General features: G+C 49.4%; 15 protein-coding genes. 6 read left to right on the plus strand and 9 right to left on the minus strand.

The window, feature by feature from the left end; translation table 11 throughout:
• Positions 1–20 precede the first annotated feature (20 nt).
• The 5 genes from KW844_RS06395 to KW844_RS06415 all read right to left on the minus strand — a co-directional run bounded on the left by KW844_RS06395 (position 21) and on the right by KW844_RS06415 (position 7,802).
• Complete coding sequence (locus KW844_RS06395; protein WP_218375882.1) at positions 21–1,946, minus strand: RagB/SusD family nutrient uptake outer membrane protein; 1,926 nt, start codon at positions 1,944–1,946, stop codon at positions 21–23.
• 18 nt (positions 1,947–1,964) lie between these two features.
• A complete protein-coding gene (locus KW844_RS06400; protein ID WP_218375883.1) occupies positions 1,965–5,201 on the minus strand; it encodes a TonB-dependent receptor in 3,237 nt (1,078 codons plus the stop codon).
• 553 nt (positions 5,202–5,754) lie between these two features.
• Positions 5,755–6,177, minus strand: a complete 423-nt coding sequence (locus KW844_RS06405; RefSeq protein WP_218375884.1) for a DUF1648 domain-containing protein — start codon at positions 6,175–6,177, stop codon at positions 5,755–5,757.
• Positions 6,178–6,321: 144 nt separating this feature from the next.
• Positions 6,322–7,074 (minus strand): glucose 1-dehydrogenase, encoded by a 753-nt coding sequence (locus KW844_RS06410; RefSeq protein WP_218375885.1) that lies wholly within the window; start codon positions 7,072–7,074, stop codon positions 6,322–6,324.
• Positions 7,075–7,223: 149 nt separating this feature from the next.
• Positions 7,224–7,802, minus strand: coding sequence for an NADPH-dependent FMN reductase (locus KW844_RS06415; RefSeq protein ID WP_218375886.1), 579 nt, complete (start codon positions 7,800–7,802; stop codon positions 7,224–7,226).
• A 141-nt stretch (positions 7,803–7,943) separates the two neighbouring features.
• Between KW844_RS06415 and KW844_RS06420 the strand changes: the two genes are divergently transcribed.
• Genes KW844_RS06420 through KW844_RS06440 form a run of 5 tightly spaced genes read left to right on the plus strand, consistent with a single transcriptional unit; the run spans position 7,944 to position 15,194 of the window.
• Positions 7,944–9,248: an SWIM zinc finger domain-containing protein gene (locus KW844_RS06420; RefSeq protein WP_255578251.1), complete on the plus strand. Its 1,305-nt coding sequence runs from the start codon at positions 7,944–7,946 to the stop codon at positions 9,246–9,248.
• 14 nt (positions 9,249–9,262) lie between these two features.
• The gene (locus KW844_RS06425) at positions 9,263–10,732 is read left to right on the plus strand and encodes a DUF5691 domain-containing protein (protein WP_218375887.1); all 1,470 of its coding nucleotides are present in this window, start codon (positions 9,263–9,265) and stop codon (positions 10,730–10,732) included.
• Positions 10,733–10,744: 12 nt separating this feature from the next.
• Entirely contained in the window at positions 10,745–11,827 is a 1,083-nt protein-coding gene (locus tag KW844_RS06430) for an AAA family ATPase (RefSeq protein WP_218375888.1), read from the plus strand.
• A gap of 21 nt (positions 11,828–11,848) precedes the next feature.
• Positions 11,849–14,077: a DUF5682 family protein gene (locus KW844_RS06435; RefSeq protein WP_218375889.1), complete on the plus strand. Its 2,229-nt coding sequence runs from the start codon at positions 11,849–11,851 to the stop codon at positions 14,075–14,077.
• Entirely contained in the window at positions 14,070–15,194 is a 1,125-nt protein-coding gene (locus tag KW844_RS06440; RefSeq protein ID WP_218375890.1) for a VWA domain-containing protein, read from the plus strand. The genes KW844_RS06435 and KW844_RS06440 overlap by 8 nt, the downstream gene beginning before the upstream one ends.
• A gap of 71 nt (positions 15,195–15,265) precedes the next feature.
• Here KW844_RS06440 and KW844_RS06445 read toward each other — a convergent pair whose 3' ends face one another.
• The gene (locus KW844_RS06445; RefSeq protein WP_218375891.1) at positions 15,266–18,436 is read right to left on the minus strand and encodes a TonB-dependent receptor; all 3,171 of its coding nucleotides are present in this window, start codon (positions 18,434–18,436) and stop codon (positions 15,266–15,268) included.
• 269 nt (positions 18,437–18,705) lie between these two features.
• Positions 18,706–19,269: a hypothetical protein gene (locus tag KW844_RS06450; protein ID WP_218375892.1), complete on the minus strand. Its 564-nt coding sequence runs from the start codon at positions 19,267–19,269 to the stop codon at positions 18,706–18,708.
• A 126-nt stretch (positions 19,270–19,395) separates the two neighbouring features.
• On the opposite strand from KW844_RS06450, the gene KW844_RS06455 reads away from it, so the two are divergent.
• On the plus strand, positions 19,396–19,848 hold the full coding sequence (locus KW844_RS06455) for a DoxX family membrane protein (RefSeq protein ID WP_218375893.1): 453 nt from the start codon (positions 19,396–19,398) through the stop codon (positions 19,846–19,848).
• A 2-nt stretch (positions 19,849–19,850) separates the two neighbouring features.
• Here KW844_RS06455 and KW844_RS06460 read toward each other — a convergent pair whose 3' ends face one another.
• Entirely contained in the window at positions 19,851–20,732 is an 882-nt protein-coding gene (locus KW844_RS06460) for a hypothetical protein (protein ID WP_218375894.1), read from the minus strand.
• Between the two features lie 92 nt (positions 20,733–20,824).
• The gene (locus KW844_RS06465; protein WP_218375895.1) at positions 20,825–21,367 is read right to left on the minus strand and encodes a PepSY-like domain-containing protein; all 543 of its coding nucleotides are present in this window, start codon (positions 21,365–21,367) and stop codon (positions 20,825–20,827) included.
• Positions 21,368–21,401 lie beyond the last annotated feature (34 nt).

Below are 21,401 nucleotides of genomic sequence, written 5' to 3' on the forward strand. Positions count from 1 at the left end.
CAATTCATTTTTTCCGGAGATTACCATCCCGGATTTTGAACAAGATTGCGGTTCACAGTAATATTCCTTTCTCTTATTGGCCAGAAATAGTCTTTCAGGCTGAATGTCTGAAAGAAGATCGTACGTGTTTTGTAGTACAACTCCGTGGTGGACTGTTGTATATCCCACCCGGTGAGCGGAGCATTCATGATGGCCGGCGCTTCTTTCCAGCGGCGCATGTCATAAAAGCGCTGTCCTTCAAATGCCAGTTCATTATAACGCTCCTGGTGGATGATACTCCGCAATCCTTCTTTGGTAGTTGGTTTAGAGGGGTTCGTACTAAAATTGGTCCAGGCGTTTTCAACAGATGGGATGCCAGCTCTTGCTCTCACCAAATTGATGTAAGAAAGCGCATCAGGAGTAGGCCCGTTGGCTTCGTTCATGGCTTCCGCTGCCAGCAGGTATAAATCTGCCAGGCGGAATTCCGGCCAGGGGTATTGCTGAATGGTTAAGGTGGAAGAAGTACCGATTACATCCTGAAAGTGTACATATTTCTTAATCCAGTAACCAGTAGTGGAATAGGCAAACTGCACCTGCTGACTGGCAGCCTGTCCCTTTTTTGCCTTTACACTCAGGATAGTACCTTTTTCGTCATACTTACCCTGACCATACCATTTACCACCGTCAAAACCGAGGTTGGCATAGAAACGGGGCTCCCGGTCAAAGTTCAGTACGGCGGTTACATAACCTACCTCCAGGTCTGTTTTTTCTTCGGTAACGGCTGTACGTAAATTATAGCGGGTGCTGTAAGGATAGGTTTTATCCTCATTCATGGGCAGCCCGTTTTTGGTATAAAAATTCTCCACTATTTTCAGTGGGGGCGCCAGCTGTCCACGTGGACTGGTGTTATCCAGGTATTGCGGATCAAGGCCTCTGGGTATACTGTTCAGTTGCAGGTCGTTGACCATACTGTTAGGATTCGCCCATATCTGTTCTGTATTCCAGCGGTCACAGATCGCGTTGCGGATACTCATTTCAGTATACTGTTGCGGACTGAGGTAGTTGGCTGCCACACTCTGCGTGTACACGTATAGTTTCATGCCTTGTTCATGGCACATATCAATTGCTTCCTTGCAGGCTGCTGCTGCCTTTTGCCATTTACTGTCGTCCTGCTGTATGGAAAACAGCGCCCGGTTTTTATTGTCGGTAAAGCCTTTGTAGTCTGCGTTGCCGTTAAAAAGCGGGCTGGCAGCATATACCAGCACTTTGGCTTTCATTGCCAGACAAATGGGCTGTGTAATGCGCCCCTGCTCGGCGGCCAGATTCGAAAGGAGATCCGGCAGATCAGGTTTTGCTTCATCCAGCAACTGTGTGATGTAGTTAAAGCAGGTATCGATCGGATCACGATACACGCGGGTTTGCTCAGTAGTAGCATCAATCGGTAAATTGACACGTATCAGCGGGATAGGTCCGTACAGGCGTACCAGGTAGAAATGGTAGTAGGCTTTCAGGAACTTTACTTCTGCGATCCATCGGTTTTTTTCAGAAGTTTCCATGTCCGGCACCCGGTTGATATTTTCCAGGAAGATGTTACAGTCGCGTAATGCACGGAACATCGATTTCATACCGCCGGTACCATCCCAGCAACTCACAAACGGATCGTTGCTGTTTTGCAGTCCTACGGCAACATTAAAAGCGGCAGGCTGCGAAGCACCTGCCACGTAAGGGTAGATGAGCGACCACTCGTCCCCCGCTGCCATCCCAATATTACCGGCGATGGTGCCATGAGAGGGCAGATAGCTGTAACAGGTGAAGAGATATTTCTCCGCCTCCTTACGCATGGTAAATGCATTTTCGATGGTCGCAATGTTATCAGGCGTCACATCCAGGTACTTTTTACAGGAGCTCAAAGCGCCTGCAAGCATACCGGTGATCAGCACGTAAAAGATATATTTAGTCAGTTTCATCAGGTGATAATTTAATGCCTAGTTAAAAGTCAGGTTCACGCCAACGTTGAATACCCTTTGTACCGGATATTTGAGGCCCAGGCCTCCCATTTCTACGTCCCACAAATCAAATCCGGACAGGCAGAATAAATTGGTGCCATTCGCATAAATCCTGAAAGTGGAAGTATGCAGGCGCTTCTGGAATTTTTTAGGGAGATTATAACCTATCTCCAGTTGTTTAAGGCGAAGGAAGGCGCCATTGCGCATCCACCAGGTACTGGCAGCGGAATTATTATTCATGTAAGTGGTGCTGAGTCGTGGCCACAACGCATATACGTTCTGGTTATCCTCTGACCAGTGGTCATCCGCATAGGCTTTGAGCAACTGGGTTTCATTTACAAACGGTGCAGTGGAGTCAGCATCTATCCAGAAAGAAGTTCTTCCTACGCCCTGGAAAAAGGCAGAGATATCCCAGTTTTTATAACCGGCAGAAAAACCAAATCCATACACTATTTCAGGGGTTTCCGGAAATCCGATGGTGGTCATGTCGGATGCATTGATCACCCCATCTTTGTTAAGGTCAAGGTACTTAACATCACCGCCGCCGTAGGCACTACCCAAACTCTGTAATGGCGAGTTAATGGCTTCCTTATCGTCTACAAAAAGGCGTTCTGCTATCAGGCCGGTTTTACCGCTGATAGGCCTTCCTACGCGACTACGGTAGGCTTCATTCGCCAGGTATTCCGGTTCCTCATATTTGGTAAAAATTCCGCTGGCATAGGTGAAGTTGGCCATTACCTGGAACCAGCTTTTTTCGTAGTGCTGGTTGTAATCGAGCGAGAGGTCTATACCCTTACTTTCCGCTTCACCAATATTTGCTTTTGGTGTGGCATTCAATCCCATGGTAGAAGGAAGGTCCGCGCGGGACATCAGGATGTTGGTTCGGCGGTATTTGTATATCTCTCCCGTGAAGTTCAGTTTATCTTTAATACTCAGTTCTATCGCGGCATTGGCCTGATAGGACTTTTCCCAGGTAATGTCAGTATTCGAGTAGCGGCTTACCGTATAGCCGGGAGCACTGTAGAGGCGGTCGGTTCCGAATACGGCACCTTTGGCTGCGTCGTTCGGGTTGGTATTTGACAGGTAGAAGAAACGTTCACTACCATCGCCGATGGCATCGTTACCCACCAAACCGTAGGTAGACCTGAGTTTCAGATTAGTAATGGTATTGGCGATACTGCTGCTCTTGAAGAAATTCTCGTTGGAGATCGTCCATGCCACGCCTCCGGAAGGAAAGAAACCGAAGCGTTTGGTTTGATAGAATCTTTCGGAACCATTATACCCGAAATTGAACTCTGCAAAGTAACGGGTATCGTAGTTATAAGTAAGGCGGCCCGATATACCGGAGTTGCGGCCCGGCAATGTTTCCATCAGGGTTTCTCCGGAAGGATTGGCCGTGCTGCGGAGGATATTAATCAGCATGCCGCTGATATTATGCTTACCGAATGACTGCCCGTAGTTCAGTGCGGATTCCCAGTAAAACACGGCATTTACTTTCTTCATATCATCCCCGTTATTGGCGAAATTCAAATATTCCGTTCCCGTTGTAGGATTCAATGGCACCAGCTGATAGGATTTATCATCTGCATTATAGCCGGAGGCTTCATAGTAGAAAGGCATGTAGGCCCGCAACACATAAAAGTTAGAGGTCCTGTTTACGTTTACCATGGTGCGGAAGCTCAGGCCGGGAATAAGTTGATCCAGCTTTTGTTTCAGTTCCATCTGGGCGGACATAAACGACCTTGATTCATCTTTATAGCCCATCAGCATGGCTGCGTAAGGGTTTAGTAGCAGGTTACCTTTTCGGAGGCTGTTTCCAAACATAATGTGGTTTACATAAGAATGTTCCGCATCTTTTGGATAATAGGCCGGGAAGAGTACCGGATTGGAATGCATTACCTGCCGGTATACCCATGATCCTCCGGTGGTAGCGCCGCTGCCCATAGGGCCTTTGTAATCATCAAAGTTGCTGCTGGTGCGCACGGTCAGCAGTGTGGATTTGGTAAGGTCCACATCTACGTTGGCGCGTATGGTATACCGTTTTACACTTACGTTGCTGTTAAAATTATTTTGTTTATCTACTTTAAGTACGCCATTATCGTTGGTGAATGATCCGGATACAAAGTAGCGTGCAACAGATCCGCCACCGCTTACGTTCAGGTTGGCCCGCTGGTTGTTGGCCCATTTTTTAAACAGCATATCCTGCCAGTCGTTTGCCGGGTAAATCAGGGGATCTTTTCCTTCTTTGGTGCCGCGGATCTGGTCTTCCATATAGAATTCGCCGCCGGCGGCATTTCTGGTTTTCAGTGCTTCATTATAGGACTCCATATATGTTACGGGGTCCGCCAGTTCCAGATTTTTGGTTGCCTGTGAGAAGGAATTTTCCATGCGGAAATTAATTTTCGCGGGGCCTTCCTTACCGTGGCGGGTGGTAACCAGGATTACGCCGTTGGCACCTCTGGCGCCATATAACGCAGTGGAGGTGGCATCTTTCATAATAGAAAAGCTCTCGATATCATCCGGGCGGAGTCGCGCCAGGTCATCGGTAGAAAGTTCCACCCCATCGATGAGGATGAGCGGTTCTTTTTTATAACCGAAGGTGGTCACACCGCGTACGAAGAAGTCGGCATTATCTGCTCCCGGTTCACCACTGCGCTGATAAGCGATCAGGCCGGCGGCCCTACCTGCCAGTGCAGTGGTGAGGTTGCTGCTGGGCACTTTCAGGTCAGCTACGTTGATAGAGGTGACTGAGCCTACCATTTCCCTTTTCTTTTGGGTACCATAGGCCACTACCACTGTTTCACCGAGCGTGTTGGTAGCCGGTTTCAGGATCATGTTGATGGTGGACTGCGTGGTGATGGCTACTTCTCTGGCTTCGAAGCCCATCATGGTAAAGATGACGGTGGCGTTTTCCGGCACTACGAGGATATAGCGGCCGTTGATATCAGTAACCGTACCCATAGAGGTCTTGTTTTTCACTACTACGGTTACTCCCGGCAGCGGCGTACCTGCGCTGTCGGTCACCAGGCCTTTGATTTCTTTATTTACGAACGTTTCAGTTTCGTATATACGTTCGTGTGAGTAGTAATTTTTTTTAACGGGAGATGTAAACCCCGTAGTGGCATAATTGCCAGTAGCTGCGCTGGGCCCGGCGGAAGAAAGGTGCGGCCACAGTAGCAGTAACACATAAGCATTTTTGCGTAGCGTTCTGATCATGGAATGTAGATTTACTTGATGATTGCGATTGATTTTGGCAGGAGAAAAACATTTTAATTTTGGCAATAAGCAGTCTGTTACAGAGCGATACAGGCCCTGCAGCAGCGTTGATTCCGGGGAATTGTTTCGATTACAGCAATAAGATTCCGTTACAGACCGTATACTCTTTTATACGTGCTGTATCAGTGTTGATTCCGGGGAATAGATGGTCGTGATGGAATTGTTATTTTTCCATTTAATAAACGTGGCTATGCATTAAGTACAAGACTAACTACAGAAATACAAAATCACAGTTGTACCTAAACGTGGTGAATAAAACAGTAATAATCCAAGTTCTCATTGCTCAGATATTCTACAGGGACATTTACTTTTGGTTGTTACAGTAATAATTTTGGCTGATGTATCTCCTGCAAACGATTGCAGAACTATCACAAAAGAAAGAAAAATAATACTTATCTGATGATAGTATTTTGTTATTTTAAGATATTATTTTAACATTAACAGAAATCAACTAAGTCGATTTAGCGTAGCTGAAACCCTTAAAAATGCCCGTTTATGAAATCGTTTGCTGTCCTTGCCAGTAGGTAATAGCGGCGAGCACACAGAATACAAATACAACGGCTGCACGAACAATATACAACATCAGCTTACTCTCCTCTGCCATATGTTTGCCTACAGGGTGTGCTTCATGTTTAAAGGAATGGGAGATCAGGTTGCTCTGCAGCAGTGCGGAAGCACAAAGAAAGATAGTAACCGGCACGATGAGCAACACCCACAGGCTGCTTTTATCACCGTAATAATCCGTTTCCCCTCTGAGGTTAAAATGAATAGGAATGTTGTTGGGCAAATAAATCCAGGCGATGATAAATTCCAGTAACAATATCGCCAGCAGGGAAATAGTGAGCTTGGTTATAAACACGAAGTTCTTTTTCTGTGGATCGGGGAAAAAAAACAATTTAATGCGGTTAACGCTCATGAGAAACATTTTTTGCATTCAGGGTTATGGGTTGTAACTAAAGATACGGGAAATTATTGCATTTGCATCAAAAGTGCTGTCATGATAAAAAAAAGGTCCGGCCAACTGGCCGGACCCTGTATATCGATGGGTAAGCAAAGCTTTTTATACTGCGGTATAAGCGCCGTCTACGAGGTATTTACCGCCGGTCACATAGGATGCTTTATCGGAACTGAGCCATACAACCAGTTCTGCTACTTCTGATGCTTTTCCGAGCCGACCTATAGGGTGCAGCCCCACCAGCGCAGCTTTCGCTGTTGCATCCATCATTTCCAGGAGGGGTGTATTGATATAACCCGGACATACTGCGTTTACACGGATTCCTTTGGCGGAATATTCCGCAGCAGCCGTTTCGGTTAATCCAATCACGCCATGTTTTGCGGCCACATAGGCTGCGGCATTGGCAGAACCAACCACACCCAGAATGGATGAAATATTTACGATGGCGCCACCGCCGCTTTTCAGCATTGCAGGCAACTGGTATTTCATGCCGTAAAAGACACTATTCAGGTTAACACCAATGACTTTCTGATAGGTTTCTATACTGTAATCGGCAGTTGGTTTTGCCTCACCACCTATACCTGCGTTGTTGCAGGCAATATCCAGGCGGCCGTATAGTTCCAGCGTTTTATCCACCAGCTGTTTGCAATCTTCGGGGTTACTCACATCACATTTTACAAACGATGCTTCGCCTCCCTTGTCCTTAATAGATGCTACTACTTTAGCACCATGTTCTTCATTTACATCACTCACAATCACCTTTGCACCCCCACCGGCGTACAACAGTGCCACCGCTTCACCAATCCCTGATCCGGCACCGGTTACCAGCGCCACCTTTCCTTCAAATAACTGTTCCATACTACCCTATTTTAGTGCGTAAAACAATATCTTTTTCTGTATAACAAAAGTACGGAATGACGCGGTGGTGAAGGATGATAAATGTCAGTTTGCAGTAGCTTTTAGAAATGCTTTAACATATCTGGTAAAGGCTTATGGAAACCGCAAAGTTAGACGGCATTTTCTTTATGTCTCAAAGCCTGCAACGCCACTGCCCACTTCTCCACTTCATGCAACATCGTTTGCGCGGACCTATCGGCCGACTCCGTAGCCACAAACTCATCCTGCTCATTGATATTTTTATCAAAGAAATTCAGGATCACGCCTTCCGGTAACGGCATTACCTTCAGAGCGGTCAGCACCTGCTTCAGCATCTGCGCAGCACGGGTACCACCGGAACCGCCACCGTAACTGACAATGCCGGCCGGTTTATTGTTCCACTCCCAATACAAATAATCCAGCGCATTTTTCAGCGGCGCCGGCATAGCAAAATTGTATTCTGCGGTTACAAATAAAAAAGCATCTGCTTCCTCAATAGTAGCACTCCATTTTTTCGTATGCGCGTGCGCGTACTTTTTCATGCGCGGATGAAAAGCTTCATCCATCATTGGCAGATTTATATCGCCAAGATCAAGTATTTCCACTTCGAAGTGGCCGGTTTGCTCCGCTACTGCGGCTATCCAGCGGGCAATAATGGGACCTTTCCTGCCCGGACGGGTGGTGGATGTAATCACTTTTAATTTCAGCATAGACTGGTTCTGTTTAGGTTTCAAAAGCGAAAATAAACGTACGGACCTGTATGTTCATATTTTCTCAAAATAAATTTTCATTACTCAAATACACTGCGTAGTGCCCGCCTACTTTTACATCCGAAAAGATACAATTGCCTTATGCCCATCACGTTTACTGAACAACAGGTACTCGATACCGCTCCCGATGATGCCAGCCGTAAATCAGGTAAGGACCTGGCCAGCCTGCTCAAATGGGAAAGCACCGGCAGGTCAGCAATTGCCCTCTGGGGCGCCTGTAAAGGCAGTGGCAGCAAACCATACCAAACACAGATCGATCTGCAGCAACTGGCCTTCAAATGCAGTTGCCCCAGCAGGAAATTCCCCTGCAAACATGGTATCGCACTGCTACTGCTCTATTCCCGCAGTACAGATAATATCCCCGAAACCGCCTCACCTGCATGGGTAAACGAATGGATAGAAAAACGCCAGGCCACACAGGAAAAAAAAGCCGCCGCACCGGTTACCACCAGTACCTCCTCCGCTAAAAGCCCTGCTGTCAGAGCCTCCCGGGTAAATGAGGGTATTGAAGAACTACTCCGGTGGATGAAAGATATGCTGCGTAACGGCATCATACATCTCCCTGAAAAAAACCAGACCTACTGGGAAAATACCGCACGCCGGCTCATAGACGCACAGGCCCCCGGCCTGGCCGGCATGGTCCGTAACCTGCAGGATATACACTACTACCAGGAAGGATGGCAGCAACAATTTATGGTACACCTCCTGAAACTATATACCACCGTTCAGGGATACCTGCATCTGGAACTGCTGCCGGAACTCCTGCAACAGGATATCCGCCAGCAATGCGGATTCACCGTTAACCAGGAATACCTTAAATCTCTCCCCGGTATAACAGACACCTGGCAGGTGCTCGGCAAACAAATAACGGAACAGGATAAACTCATCACCGAACGGTACTGGCTATACGGAGAAAGCTCCGGGCAAACAGCACTCATCCTGCAATTTTACGCCCGGCACTTTTCTACGCCGGCCTTTACCCTCCAACCCGGTACCGCCATTAAAGCAGAACTGGTGTATTTCCCTTCCGTAAAGCCGCTGCGCGCGGTTCTGAAGGAATATAAGCTCACCGCTTCGCCCATGCATTTTCATGGCATGCATCAATGGTCGGATGTGCTGGCGCATCAAACAGACCTTTGCAGCAGTATGCCCGTATATCCGGAACAGTTATATACCGTGCAGTCGCTCCAGCTGGTGCCACAACAACAGCAATGGCTGCTGATGGACCAGCAGCGCCAGCTCATGGCCCTAAAACCCGGCAGCAACAAGCTATGGAAACTGCTCGCCATCACCGGCGGCCATGCCATGCCCATGGCTGTTACAGGCGCCGGCAACTACTACGAACCCATTGGCGTATGGTCCAATGAACACTATCAAGCCCTCTGATAAAAGTAATTACCATGGAACACTGGCAACAATTAATCAATATCGCATTACTCGGCACCGGCAAGCAGGCATTGCCCGCCATCCCCGCCGATGATGAACCAGGCACCGCACTCGCCGTTATCCGCCACGATGCAACGAATGATCGCGAAGATGTACTGCTGAAAACCGGCGCCATCCTGCTCAACTACCGGCAGGCAGGAACTACCACCCTGCCCGGCGACCACCTGCCCATCCATACCGCAGCAAGTGAAACACGCACCTACTGTAGTCCCGAAGCGGTGGCCAGCCTGCAGGAAGCAATGGACCTCGGCTCCAATGCCCTCACCAAACACTGGCTGGAACTCTGTGCAGACGCTGGTTACATCCTGCCCCCTGCCCTGCTCCCCATCCTGATGGACAAAGCCACCGGCAGCAAACAGCTGCGCACACCACTGATGAAATGCTGCGGCAACAGAGGAATGTGGCTCGCGCAACTGAACCCCGACTGGCACCTGCTGCTGCCAGGTCATGAAATCAACATCAACACCGATACCTGGGAAACAGGCACCCTGCCACAGCGCTGTGAAGTGCTCACGCAAAAACGCGCCGCCGATCCGGAAGCCGCACTCACTATGCTCATGGAAACATGGAAGCAGGAAAATGCCGCCACCAGAGCCGCCCTGCTGGAATGCCTCCAAACAGAACTAAACCCCAATGATATACCCTGGCTGCAACAAGTAACGGCCGACAAAAGTGGAAAAGTAAAAGAAAAAGCATGGGAACTCCTGCGCAAACTACCGGCAAGTGAAATTGTGCAATCATACCAGCAGCTGGTAGCTGCTGCCATCAACAGTATCGACGGCGCCATTCTCCTTACCGAACTGCAACTGCCCCTGCCGGCAATTATTTACCAGTCCGGCATTGATAAACTTCCTCCTTCCGCCCTTCATATGAGTGATGAAACCTATCAGTTGCAGCAACTAGTAGCGCAGGTTCCCTGCTCTTTTTTAAGTACACACCTGGAACTCGCACCCACCTCCTGCGTAACCCAGCTGGCCGCCGCCGGTATGGAAGCCGCCCTGCTCAAAGCCGCCATTAACTTCCGGGAAACAGACTGGATAGGATATATACTGGAACAAACCAATACTTTCTACCCGGAGGTATTTCACCTGGTACCATCCGATGTGCTGGAAGCCTATGCCATGCGGTTCGCAGAAAAAGAAGGCAGCGCCGTGATCCTCCGTATGGGCACCGGCACCACCACCTGGGGACTCGCCATCACCCAGCAGATCTTTAAGTTCATCGCTATGCATCCATACAGCTACAACAGGAACTACTTCCTGGAACTGGCACACCTGCTGCCAGTAGATATCCTGCAAACCGACGAAAAAAACTATTTCGGCGATATACTCTACAACCAGCAGGCCTGGAAAAGCCTCCGGGAAAAACTCTTTGAACTCATCGCCTGCAAAGCTGCCATACAACAACATTTATCTCCTCAATAAAAAATCATTTATATGTCTGATATTCTTCGCCAGCACGCGGAAGTGCTCTACGCCACCGAACTGGAAGCACTCCGTACACAGGACCATGATAAACGTCCTTTTAACTGGAGCATGTCGCCCCAATCGGTGGTGACTTACCTCACCGGCGGCACGCTCAAAAATGGGCTGGAAATAACGCCTAAATACATCGGCAGCCGCCGCCTCATGGAAATCGCAGTGGCCACCCTCGCCACCGACCGCGCACTGCTGCTCTACGGCCTCCCGGGTACCGCCAAAAGCTGGGTGAGCGAACACCTGGCAGCAGCCATCAGCGGCGACTCCACCCTCATCGTTCAGGGCACCGCCGGCACCAGTGAAGAGAGTATCCGCTACGGCTGGAACTATGCCCGCCTGCTGTCTGAAGGGCCTTCGGAAAGGGCTATCGTAGAAACACCGGTGATGCGGGCCATGCGCGACGGTAAAATCGCCCGAATAGAAGAACTCACCCGTATAGGCGCCGACGTGCAGGATACCCTGATTACTATCCTCTCTGAGAAATCACTCCCTATACCGGAACTCAACACCGAAGTACAGGCCACCCGTGGGTTTAACATGATTGCCACCGCCAACAACCGCGACAAAGGCGTAAACGACCTTTCATCGGCACTAAAGCGTAGGTTCAATACCGTTATACTGCCGGTGCCAACCTCCATTGACGAGGAAATAGACATCGTAACCCGCAGGGTAGAAAGCTTTGAAAAAGTAATGGAACTACCGGCAGAAAAGCCTGCCCTGCAGGAAATACGCCGCATCGTAACCATCTTCCGCGAGCTGCGCAGCGGCATCACCAACGATGGTAAAACAAAACTAAAATCGCCCACCGGCACGCTCAGCACCGCCGAAGCCATTTCGGTTGTCAACAACGGACTGGCCCTGGCCGCCTATTTCGGGGATGGCCGCCTCAACGCTGCCGACCTCGCCGCAGGCATCATCGGCGCCGTAATAAAAGATCCCGTGCAGGATAAACTGGTGTGGCAGGAATACCTGGAAACAGTAGTGAAACCAAGGGAAGAGTGGAAAGATATTTACCGTGCCTGCAGAGACCTGGGCGCCTGAACCTGTTAAAGTAATCGCAATATGTCAGTTCATATACTCGGTATCAGGCACCATGGCCCGGGCTCCGCAAGAAATGTACGCGCATACCTGGAAGCCCTACAGCCGGATATTGTATTGGTAGAAGGTCCGCCGGAAGCCGATCCCCTCTTGCAGTGGGTAGGCCACGACCAACTTCAGCCACCGGTGGCCATCCTCGCCTATGAGCCGGAAACACCTGCCCATAGCGCCTTCTACCCTTTTGCCACCTACTCGCCCGAATGGCAGGCAATTTCGTATGCCCGTAGCCGTAATATACCGGTGAAATTTATGGACCTGCCTCTCACCCACGTGTTTGCGCTGGAAAATGAAAAGCAACCGGAACCCGAAGTGCCCCCTGCTACTGACGCGCACCACTTCGACCCCACCGCACTGCTGGCCACCGCCGATGGCTACGAAGATGCGGAGGCCTGGTGGGATCATATGTTCGAATACCGCCGCCACAACGAAGATATCTTCGACGCGGTGATGGAATCCATGGAACTGCTGCGCGAAGAACTCAGCAGCAGAAACGACTCCATGAACCAGCTCCGCGAAGCATGGATGCGCAAACTCATTCGCCAGGCCGAAAAAGAAATGTATACGGAGATAGCCGTTGTATGCGGCGCCTGGCATGCACCGGCATTAAAGCACATGCCACCGGCAAAAGCAGATAATGAATTGATGAAAGGCCTTCCTAAAACCAAGGTGGCCTGCAGCTGGACACCCTGGACCTTTGAGCGGCTGAGTACACAAAGTGGCTACCGCGCCGGCATCACCTCCCCCGGCTGGTACATGCATAAATGGGAACACCCGGAAGATAACGGCACCCGCTGGCTTACCAATGTAGCCCGACTTTTCAGGGAGAAACAAATGGATATCTCCACAGCGCATGTAATGGAAGCAGTACGGCTCAGCAATGCATTGGCAGCCATGAGAGCATTGCCTATGCCCGCTTTGGAGGAACTCAATGAAGCCACCGTTTCGGTGCTATGCAACGGAGATACGCTGCCCATGCAGCTGATCCGCCAACAGCTCATCGTGAGTAACAACATAGGCGCCGTACCCGATGATGTACCTAAAGCACCGCTGCAGGCCGACATCGAAAAACACCAGAAAAGGCTGCGCCTGCCACTCACCGCGGATTATAAGGACTACCAGCTGGACCTCCGCGAAACCAACGACCTGCAACGCAGCATACTTCTGCATCGCCTGCAACTGCTGGATATCAACTGGGGAGAGCAACGCCATGCCGAAGGAAAAGGTACCTTCAAAGAGCAATGGCGCCTGCAATGGGAGCCGGCGCTGGCAGTAGACGTCATCGACAAAAGCTGCTGGGGTAACACCATCACCGATGCCGCCAATGCCTATGTAACGCATATGGCTACACGTAACCGGCAACTCAAAGATTGCTGCCGCCTCCTGGAAAACTGCATCCCTGCCGATTTACCGGAAGCCACCGCCACGCTCATCCACAGCGTTAACAACATGGCCGCCACCAATCACGATGTAGTGCAACTCATCGATGTACTACCACCACTGGTGAGCATCACCCGCTATGGTAACGTACGGAAAACAGATGCCGGCCTGGTGCTGGATATACTGGAAAGCATCATCACCCGCATCTGCATCAACCTGCCCGCCGCCAGCACCCACCTGTCGGAAGACGCTGCCACAGCACTCCTCGATCAATACTATGCCATGAACGACGCGGTACAAACGCTGTCCAATCCCAGGCTGATTACCCAATGGCAGCAGGCATTACATAAGGTGATGAACGATGTACAATCCGCCAGCTGCCTCGCAGGCTACGCCACCCGCCTGTTGAACGACAGCCGGGAATTATCCGCCGAAACATTATTACAGACATTTAGTGTAGCCATGTCCGTTAGTAATGATCCTACTGCCGCAGCCATGTGGCTGGAAGGTTTCCTCAAAGGCAGCGGCACCCTGCTCCTCGTGGACGACAGCCTTTTTGCCCTGCTCCGCAACTGGATGCAGCAGCTGGAAGAAGAACATTTTATGCAGGCACTACCCCTGCTGCGCCGCGCATTCTCCGCCTTCTCCACCCCGGAACGCAGGCAGATAGGAGAAAAGATAAAACAGGGAAGTACCAGCACCACCGTCACCAATCACGATACATACCTCCACACCGAGCGGGCTGTAAAAGGTATCCCGGTGGTAATGCAAATGCTGGGGTATCATCTCACCCAAAAAAAACCTGAAAATGCATAACGACAACGAATTAAGAAAGTGGAGAATGATACTGGGCAGCGATAAAAATGACGGCACCGGCTGCCAGCTGAGCGCCGGTGATATGCGCATCGATCAAACGCTGGAAGCCCTGTACGACAACCAACGCCAGGGCGGCCTGGGGCCGTCCTCACCTAATGTGAGCCGCTGGCTGGGGGATATACGCAGCTTCTTCCCTTCGTCGGTAGTGAAAGTAATGCAACAGGATGCACTGAAACGTTTGAACCTCACCCAGCTGCTGCTCGAAAAGGAAATACTGGAAAATGCCGATGCGGATGTACACCTGGTGGCTACCCTGCTTTCCCTCAGCAAGGTGATACCGGAAAAAACAAAGTCCACCGCCAGAATGGTAGTACAAAAGGTAGTGGACGAACTGCTGCGCAAACTCCAGCAACCCATGCAGCAGGCTATCAGCGGGGCCCTGAGTCGCAGCATCCGCAACACACGCCCACGCCACAACGAAATAAACTGGTCACTGACCATCCGCAAAAACCTGCGGCACTATCAGCCCGCCTATCAAACCATCATCCCCGAAACTAAAATCGGGTATGGCCGCAAACGCAGCGCCCTCAAAGATGTCATCCTTTGCCTGGATCAGAGCGGCTCCATGGGCACTTCCGTCGTGTACAGCGGCATCTTTGGGGCTGTAATGGCTTCCATCCCTGCACTGCAAACAAAGATGGTGGTATTTGATACCGCCGTGGCTGACCTTACGGAACAACTCACTGATCCGGTAGACCTGCTTTTTGGCGTGCAACTTGGTGGCGGCACAGATATTCAGCTTGCCCTCACTTATTGCCAGCAACAGATCACCCGCCCTGCCGATACCGTCATGATACTCATCACCGACCTGTACGAAGGCGGTAACCCGGCCAACATGCGTAAGCGTGCAGCCGAGCTGGTTAGTGCCGGCGTACAGCTGATTGTTCTGCTGGCGCTCAATGATGATGGGGCTCCCTCCTATGACCACGAAAATGCACAGTTCCTGGCCGACCTGGGCGTGCCGGTGTTTGCCTGTACCCCGGACCAGTTTCCCGATATGATGGCCGCGGCGCTGGGTAAACAGGATATGCAGCAGTGGGTAAGTATGCAGGGTTAAATCACCTGCGGTGATCCGTAAAATACGTGAGGGACAGGGCCGACTGGCCCTGCCCCTCACGCTTAACAAAATTAAAACTCATACCTGGCACCCACCTGTATCTGCCATGGGTTACCACCCGGCGATACCGTACCACTGTTTGTATTCACGTTGTATTTATACGCCAGGTTAGCGTAGTCAAATCCTCCGAGGGAATAGATATTTTGCTTACCCAGATTTTTGCTGGTACCCCAGGACTTGTTAAAGATATTAGCCAGGTTGAAGATATCGCAGGATAGCTCCATCCGCTGCTTTTTAGTGAAATTGAATTTCTTGGAGATACGCACATCCCATACCCCATAGAAAGGATTGACCCCACCGTTTCTCTCTGCAATTTTACCCATGCTGGAGCGTACGTAATCCTTATATCCGGAACTGATGGCAGGATTATCAAGGATAGCCTGAACGCCTTTACGGTAGGCCTCTGGCACGGATGTATTATTCACATCAAATACATAAGCCAGGTCGTTGGAATTTACGAAATCACCATTTACATTCCCCGACACCGCCAGGGAATAACGTGTACCGCCTATACCGGAAAAACGCAGCCCTACGTTGAAACCCGCAAATGTAGGCGAAGTGCCATAGAACACTACCTTATTACGGAACTGATTATCGCTGTATGTCATATTGCTGAGATCACGCGGATCATCCTTCACCATCACGGATAAAGTAGCCGTATTGGCCACGTCACCATTGTAGGAAGTGTTATCTTTCGCATCGTTCCAGGTATAGCTGAAAGAAACCTCTCCATCTTTCCAGTAACGGTAAGTAGCGTCAACCACAAATGCAAACTGGTTTACCTTCCCATCGCTGTTTAACTCCAGCACGCGGCCCACAGCAGTGCTCTTACGGCCTTTCTGCCAGTCGGTAGCACCATTGCTGGTGATGATAGAAGCAGCCGGCACATACACGCCCCTGTTGCCTTCCTGCGCCAGCGTAAAGAATGGCTGATCCACCATGTTACGGTCCACATACATATAGTTATGCCGTGCAATGGTGGTGAAGAAAGTCAACCCCGCCTTGAAGTTTTCCGTAAAGAAGTGATTATAGGAGATGTTAGCTTTATACACCACCGGAATTCTCGCTTCCTTACCATTCATGTTGATGGTACCTTGTTTGGCCAGGCCCAGCTGATCAAACAGTTCTTTACCCGGTGCGGTGGAGGGATCTTTTCTGTAACCAATGAAGTTGGGAGATGGTACCCCGGCACCGGTGATGTCTACGGTCCAAACCTTGGTGCCATCAAACAACATGTTATTGATCATAGCGTAGTTGTTGATGTCGGAGCCGAAAATAGCTGCGCCGAAGCGGAGATAGTCCGTATGCTTTTCATTGATATCCCAGTTAAACTGCAGGCGCGGCTGTACTTGGAAAGTATTTAAACCACGATTGGTTTGCAGGCCCAGTTCTTTATCAACAGTGGGGTTGTAGTTGGGTTTGTTGAGATACGTCGTATAGTCGGCACGGATACCGGCGGTCATTTCAAAACCCGGCGCCAGCTTGGTTTGCATCTGTGCGTACAATGCAGCTGCCACAATACTTTGCTTTACACTTGGGTCATCGGACAGCGCTACTTCTCGGGCATAGCGGTATGGCGTCATGTTGTTGAAATTATCCATACCGGTGAAGTAGAAACGGCCATTCATTTCAGAACCGTATAATGAGTTCATGTGGCTGTACATGATATCAGTACCAAAAGTAAAATTCGCTTTATTGGTGCTGTAGTACACGTTATCCACCAGCTGAAATACGTTGTTATAAAAATGCTCAGGAGAAAAGCGTTGTCCACCAAGCTGGATATTTGTAAAGAGAGATGAGGCGCCGGCGCGGGGCGTTTCCACTCTTTCCACTATGGCACGTGGGATGTTAGCGGCAGGCAGTTCGCTACCGGGCGAGCTTTTTTCATAGGTGTACAGGTGCTGAAATTTCAATTCGTTGGTGAACTTCGGATTCACTACGGTGCGCAAGGTAGCGAGGAGGCTGTTATTAATCGCCTGTGCATCTGCATATACTTCATACAAATTGATGGAAGTATTATCATCCCGGCCCAGCGGAGCGCGGTCGTTAACGTAATTATCGCGGATGGTCAGCAGGTTCTTTTCATTAATCTGCCAGTCGAGGCGCGCAAAGCCGGCATCGGTACCGCGCTTTTTATTGAAAGAGCCTGTTTGCTGGGAGCTGGCCACGCCATATTTCGTACGTGCGATACCGAGGTACTGGTCCAGGGTAGCCTGGTTGATGCCGAGTCGCGCTTCATCAGCGGGCGACTTAATATCAGCGATCAGCAGCGGCCTTGCATCTGCCTGGTGATCCCAGCCTATAAAGAAGTGCAGTTTATCTTTGATCAGCGGGCCGGAAAGGGTGGCGCCGTACTGGTAGGTAGAAAAATCGTTGGTACGCCTGGCGCCGCGTGCATCGTAGTTGCTGGACAACCAGTCGTTTCTCATATACATGAAAGCGCTGCCGTGCAGTTCGTTGGTACCTGCTTTGGTTACCGCACTGATGGTACCACCGCCGCTTCGACCGTAGGTAACATCATATTGGTTGGTCACCACTTTAAACTCGCGGATAGTTTCCATGGACAGAGCGTACGGGCCGCCAATCCTGGCATTGGTACCGCTGCTGGAAGTAGGATTTTTTGCCGAAGTACCATCGATAGTGATGTTGGTGGAAGATCCCAGCTGCCCGGCCAGGTTGGAGCCGCTGCTCAGCGGCGATAAATCGATCAGCGAAGAAAAATTACGGCCATTTACCGGTAGCCGGGCGATGTCGCGCCCGGTAACAGTAGTGGCTGCGCCAAAGTTCTCCGTCTTGTTTTTCAATCCGGAGGCTGTTACTTTCACTTCATTGATGTTAACGGACGACGATTGCAATACCGCTTTGATACGCACCAGATCCCCCTGGTTGAGGGTATAGCCGGTTAGCTTCTGGGCACCATATCCCACAGAGGTAATACTGATGGAATACGGGCCGCCCAACGGTAATTCCTTAAAATTGAATTCACCTTTGGCGTTGGTGACCGTTCTGCTGGTGAAGCCGGTAGATTCATTACGAATCAGTACCGAGGCTCCCGGTATCAGCTGTTTGGCATCATCTGATACGGTACCGGCCACTGAAGCCTGTGTTGTTTGGGCATACAGGTGCAGTGAAAAAAAACAGGATAATACGAATGATAAGGCAACACTACATACAGCTTTCATATGGCTTGATTTGATTGATAAGCAGCGTGGAATAAAAATAGTCTTGTTGGAAACCGTTGCTCACTGGTTTAAAATATCGTTAACATTCACATGGAACACCTACCAACTGAAAGTAGAAATTAATATGCAGGGTTCATAATTTTTTGAGAGATTTATTTTTGAAAAAATTGCTCTGCCCGCCTGCATTAACAGTGGATTCCGTCACCACAGGCTACAGCATGCTCAGGGAAGTAAGCACCTGCGGCCTTTGCTTCCCTGAGTAAAAAACATTAGCAGGACTTGACCACTACGGTCAGGAGTAAACGAAGTTTACCTGCCAGGTAGAAACTAAATATATCAGGACGTAAATCAAAGTAACTAATTACCTGATCGTCGTGATCCAAAAAACTGATGCGGTATAATTTCACCAGCCGGTGTACGGATACATGCGTAAGCGTTACCTGCTGCACTGCGGCAAAAGGGATTTCGCATGCATGGGGGGTATTATAAAACGGATGTAGCCGTTGCAGCCTGAAAACCTTTGCTTTCAGGTCTATATCCACATATTGTTGTCCTACGGTTACCAGGTAGAAATCGCGACCGGTGAGTATACAAAACAGCAGTACCAGTGGTGGTGCCAGCCAGGAGTCGAGCCCATAGTAAAGTACATAGGCTCCATATGCCAGCGGCACAAAATAGAGTACCATCCATACTGCTTTTACAAATAATCGCTCATCACCCAGTGGCCGGATGAGGACAGTATCAGGGAGTACTTCCAGGAAATTACCTGCACGGGAGTGAGCTGCCAGTTGTCGCAGGCCGTTGATGGTGCGCTGTAGTCGTGGTAGTGGCATATGCTTGGGGTTTAGTGGAACAGCGGAAATACGATTGCTATAAATTACGACAAGTCACTGCATTTTAACGGGAGTGCCGGCATATGAAAAAAAATATATCTTTAATACTTGTTTTATCAATTTACTATGAAACCACTTATTGTTCTGATCGTTACTTTTTTGTTAGCCCTGGTGGCATTACATTTCTTCCACGGCGGGTATGAATGGGCTTTTGCCGGTCGTATAGCCATGGCCGTCATGTTGTTTTTTACGGCCAGCGCTCATTTTGCTTTTACCAGGGGTATGGAGATGATGATGCCGCCCGGCATACCGTTTAAGAAAGGGCTCGTTTATCTGACGGGGATATTGGAAATTTTGGGCGGCATCGGCCTGCTGATTTCCGGATGGATGCACCTGACAGGCATCTGCCTGATTGTATTCTTCCTGGCAGTGTTGCCGGCTAATATATATGCAGCGCTGAAGCAGGTGGATTACCAGAAAGGTACCCACCAGGGTAATGGCATCAGTTACCTCTGGTTCAGGATTCCGTTGCAGGTACTGTTTATCTTATGGGTTTATTTCAGTGCGGTGGCGGTATAGTTTTACAGCCATCTCTTCTTTCCAAAAGCATAGGAAACGGTCAGCGACGGACCGTTGTATCCCCATTTGAGTTTGCCCTGCAGGTGTTCGCGGGTAGCATCCACATTAAAGTTAAATCCGGTATAACCGATGGCTGCTTCCAGGCGCGGAATAATGCGGTAACTCACCATCAGGTTCCCGCTAAGGATACGACCTTCAATATCATCGATGGTAAGCTTCAGCCAGCTGAACTCACCGTTAACGGCTATACGATCAGTGATGGCATATCCGCCCCACAGACCCACATCCGGTAGTGGTGCTGTGATAGAGAACCGTTCTGTCCTGCTGTTGATGTTATTGCCAGCCAGTTCCATACCAATGCCGAGGCCAACCATGTGAGCACCTACCAATACACCTACTTCATATTTTGAACTTTGCAGAAAAGCAAAGCCGTAGGAAATGCGGTAGATGTCGGTATTAAACCAGGCATGAACGGAGGAGTTAATGTTGTAAATCTGGTCGCCGAATTGAATATCTTTTTTCAGGGTATAGTCAGATGTACGGCGTATGCTCGCAAATTTGAAATCCAGCCGTGACCTCCTGGAGATACGCCATTGGAAATCTCCAATAAAAGTGGCTGTATTTTTATTGAATCCCAGGTCATCCTCAAAGTTGATGTTGGTGCCGGTGGTGCCGGCGGCATTTTCCAGTGTTACATCGGTGTTGTTCACTACAAAAAACAGCCCTGCAGTAACTTTGAAGCGTTGTACAAACCAGGGGGCCTGGTGCTGGTATTCTGGAGGGTTCTGGCTAACGGTCATGGCGGGATTGGGTTCCTGTGCGGATATGTTTCCGCTAACGAGCAATAGGGCAGTTAATCCTGCGTAAAGCAACAGCGTTTTCATAAGATACGATGGTTTTGAAAATGCCCACGCCTTCGGCGCGGGCATTTTCATTTGTTGAAGTGCCGCAGGCACTTCAACAAATGAATGAATAGTTACTTAGATTTAATAAACGAACCATTTTTATCAAAGAACAAACGTTTGGTATCTTTTGCTTTTGCAATAGTCACCTCCCAGTCTGCATTGATTTTAGTAGGCTCTATAAATCTTTTTACTTTGTCTTTGGTAATATTATACCCTTTATAGTTTGTGACAATATAGGTAGTGATGGTGCGGGGCAGCGCTACGTTTGTAGCTACTTCATTGGCCCGGATAAGGTTACCTTTTTTATCGTACAGTGCCTCCAGGTTCATCCCGGTACCGGAAAGATACAGCGTATAATACTGCTCGTCGCCAGTAGGTTTTTGGAGTTCGTCTATCTCCCAGTCTTTCTTATAGGTTTTGGTAGGAATTTTCACAATGTCTTTCAAATTTGCACTGGGAAATTTCTTTTTGTAAGCTGCTACTACTTCAGGTGGCAGCTGATCGGATTTAATACGCTCTGCTTTCAACAGGGTTTCCTGATCCTGTGCGGTGGCACCGAGCGCAACTGCCACCAGTAACATAACAAGAGTGAAACCTTTTTTCAACGTTTTCATACTAGTAGGATTTAAGATGAATGAATGGTATTAT

Origin of the sequence: Chitinophaga sp. sic0106 (assembly GCF_019219075.1) — a bacterium.
Classification (GTDB): domain Bacteria; phylum Bacteroidota; class Bacteroidia; order Chitinophagales; family Chitinophagaceae; genus Chitinophaga.

Coding starts and splice junctions, on each gene's coding strand:
- KW844_RS06440 (WP_218375890.1), top strand. CDS start 14,070: ATGCATAACGACAACGAATTAAGAAAGTGGAGAATGATACTGGGCAGC.
- KW844_RS06445 (WP_218375891.1), bottom strand. CDS start 18,436: ATGAAAGCTGTATGTAGTGTTGCCTTATCATTCGTATTATCCTGTTTT.
- KW844_RS06460 (WP_218375894.1), bottom strand. CDS start 20,732: ATGAAAACGCTGTTGCTTTACGCAGGATTAACTGCCCTATTGCTCGTT.
- KW844_RS06435 (WP_218375889.1), top strand. CDS start 11,849: ATGTCAGTTCATATACTCGGTATCAGGCACCATGGCCCGGGCTCCGCA.
- KW844_RS06395 (WP_218375882.1), bottom strand. CDS start 1,946: ATGAAACTGACTAAATATATCTTTTACGTGCTGATCACCGGTATGCTT.
- KW844_RS06465 (WP_218375895.1), bottom strand. CDS start 21,367: ATGAAAACGTTGAAAAAAGGTTTCACTCTTGTTATGTTACTGGTGGCA.
- KW844_RS06430 (WP_218375888.1), top strand. CDS start 10,745: ATGTCTGATATTCTTCGCCAGCACGCGGAAGTGCTCTACGCCACCGAA.
- KW844_RS06450 (WP_218375892.1), bottom strand. CDS start 19,269: ATGCCACTACCACGACTACAGCGCACCATCAACGGCCTGCGACAACTG.
- KW844_RS06415 (WP_218375886.1), bottom strand. CDS start 7,802: ATGCTGAAATTAAAAGTGATTACATCCACCACCCGTCCGGGCAGGAAA.
- KW844_RS06425 (WP_218375887.1), top strand. CDS start 9,263: ATGGAACACTGGCAACAATTAATCAATATCGCATTACTCGGCACCGGC.
- KW844_RS06455 (WP_218375893.1), top strand. CDS start 19,396: ATGAAACCACTTATTGTTCTGATCGTTACTTTTTTGTTAGCCCTGGTG.
- KW844_RS06400 (WP_218375883.1), bottom strand. CDS start 5,201: ATGATCAGAACGCTACGCAAAAATGCTTATGTGTTACTGCTACTGTGG.
- KW844_RS06420 (WP_255578251.1), top strand. CDS start 7,944: ATGCCCATCACGTTTACTGAACAACAGGTACTCGATACCGCTCCCGAT.
- KW844_RS06410 (WP_218375885.1), bottom strand. CDS start 7,074: ATGGAACAGTTATTTGAAGGAAAGGTGGCGCTGGTAACCGGTGCCGGA.
- KW844_RS06405 (WP_218375884.1), bottom strand. CDS start 6,177: ATGAGCGTTAACCGCATTAAATTGTTTTTTTTCCCCGATCCACAGAAA.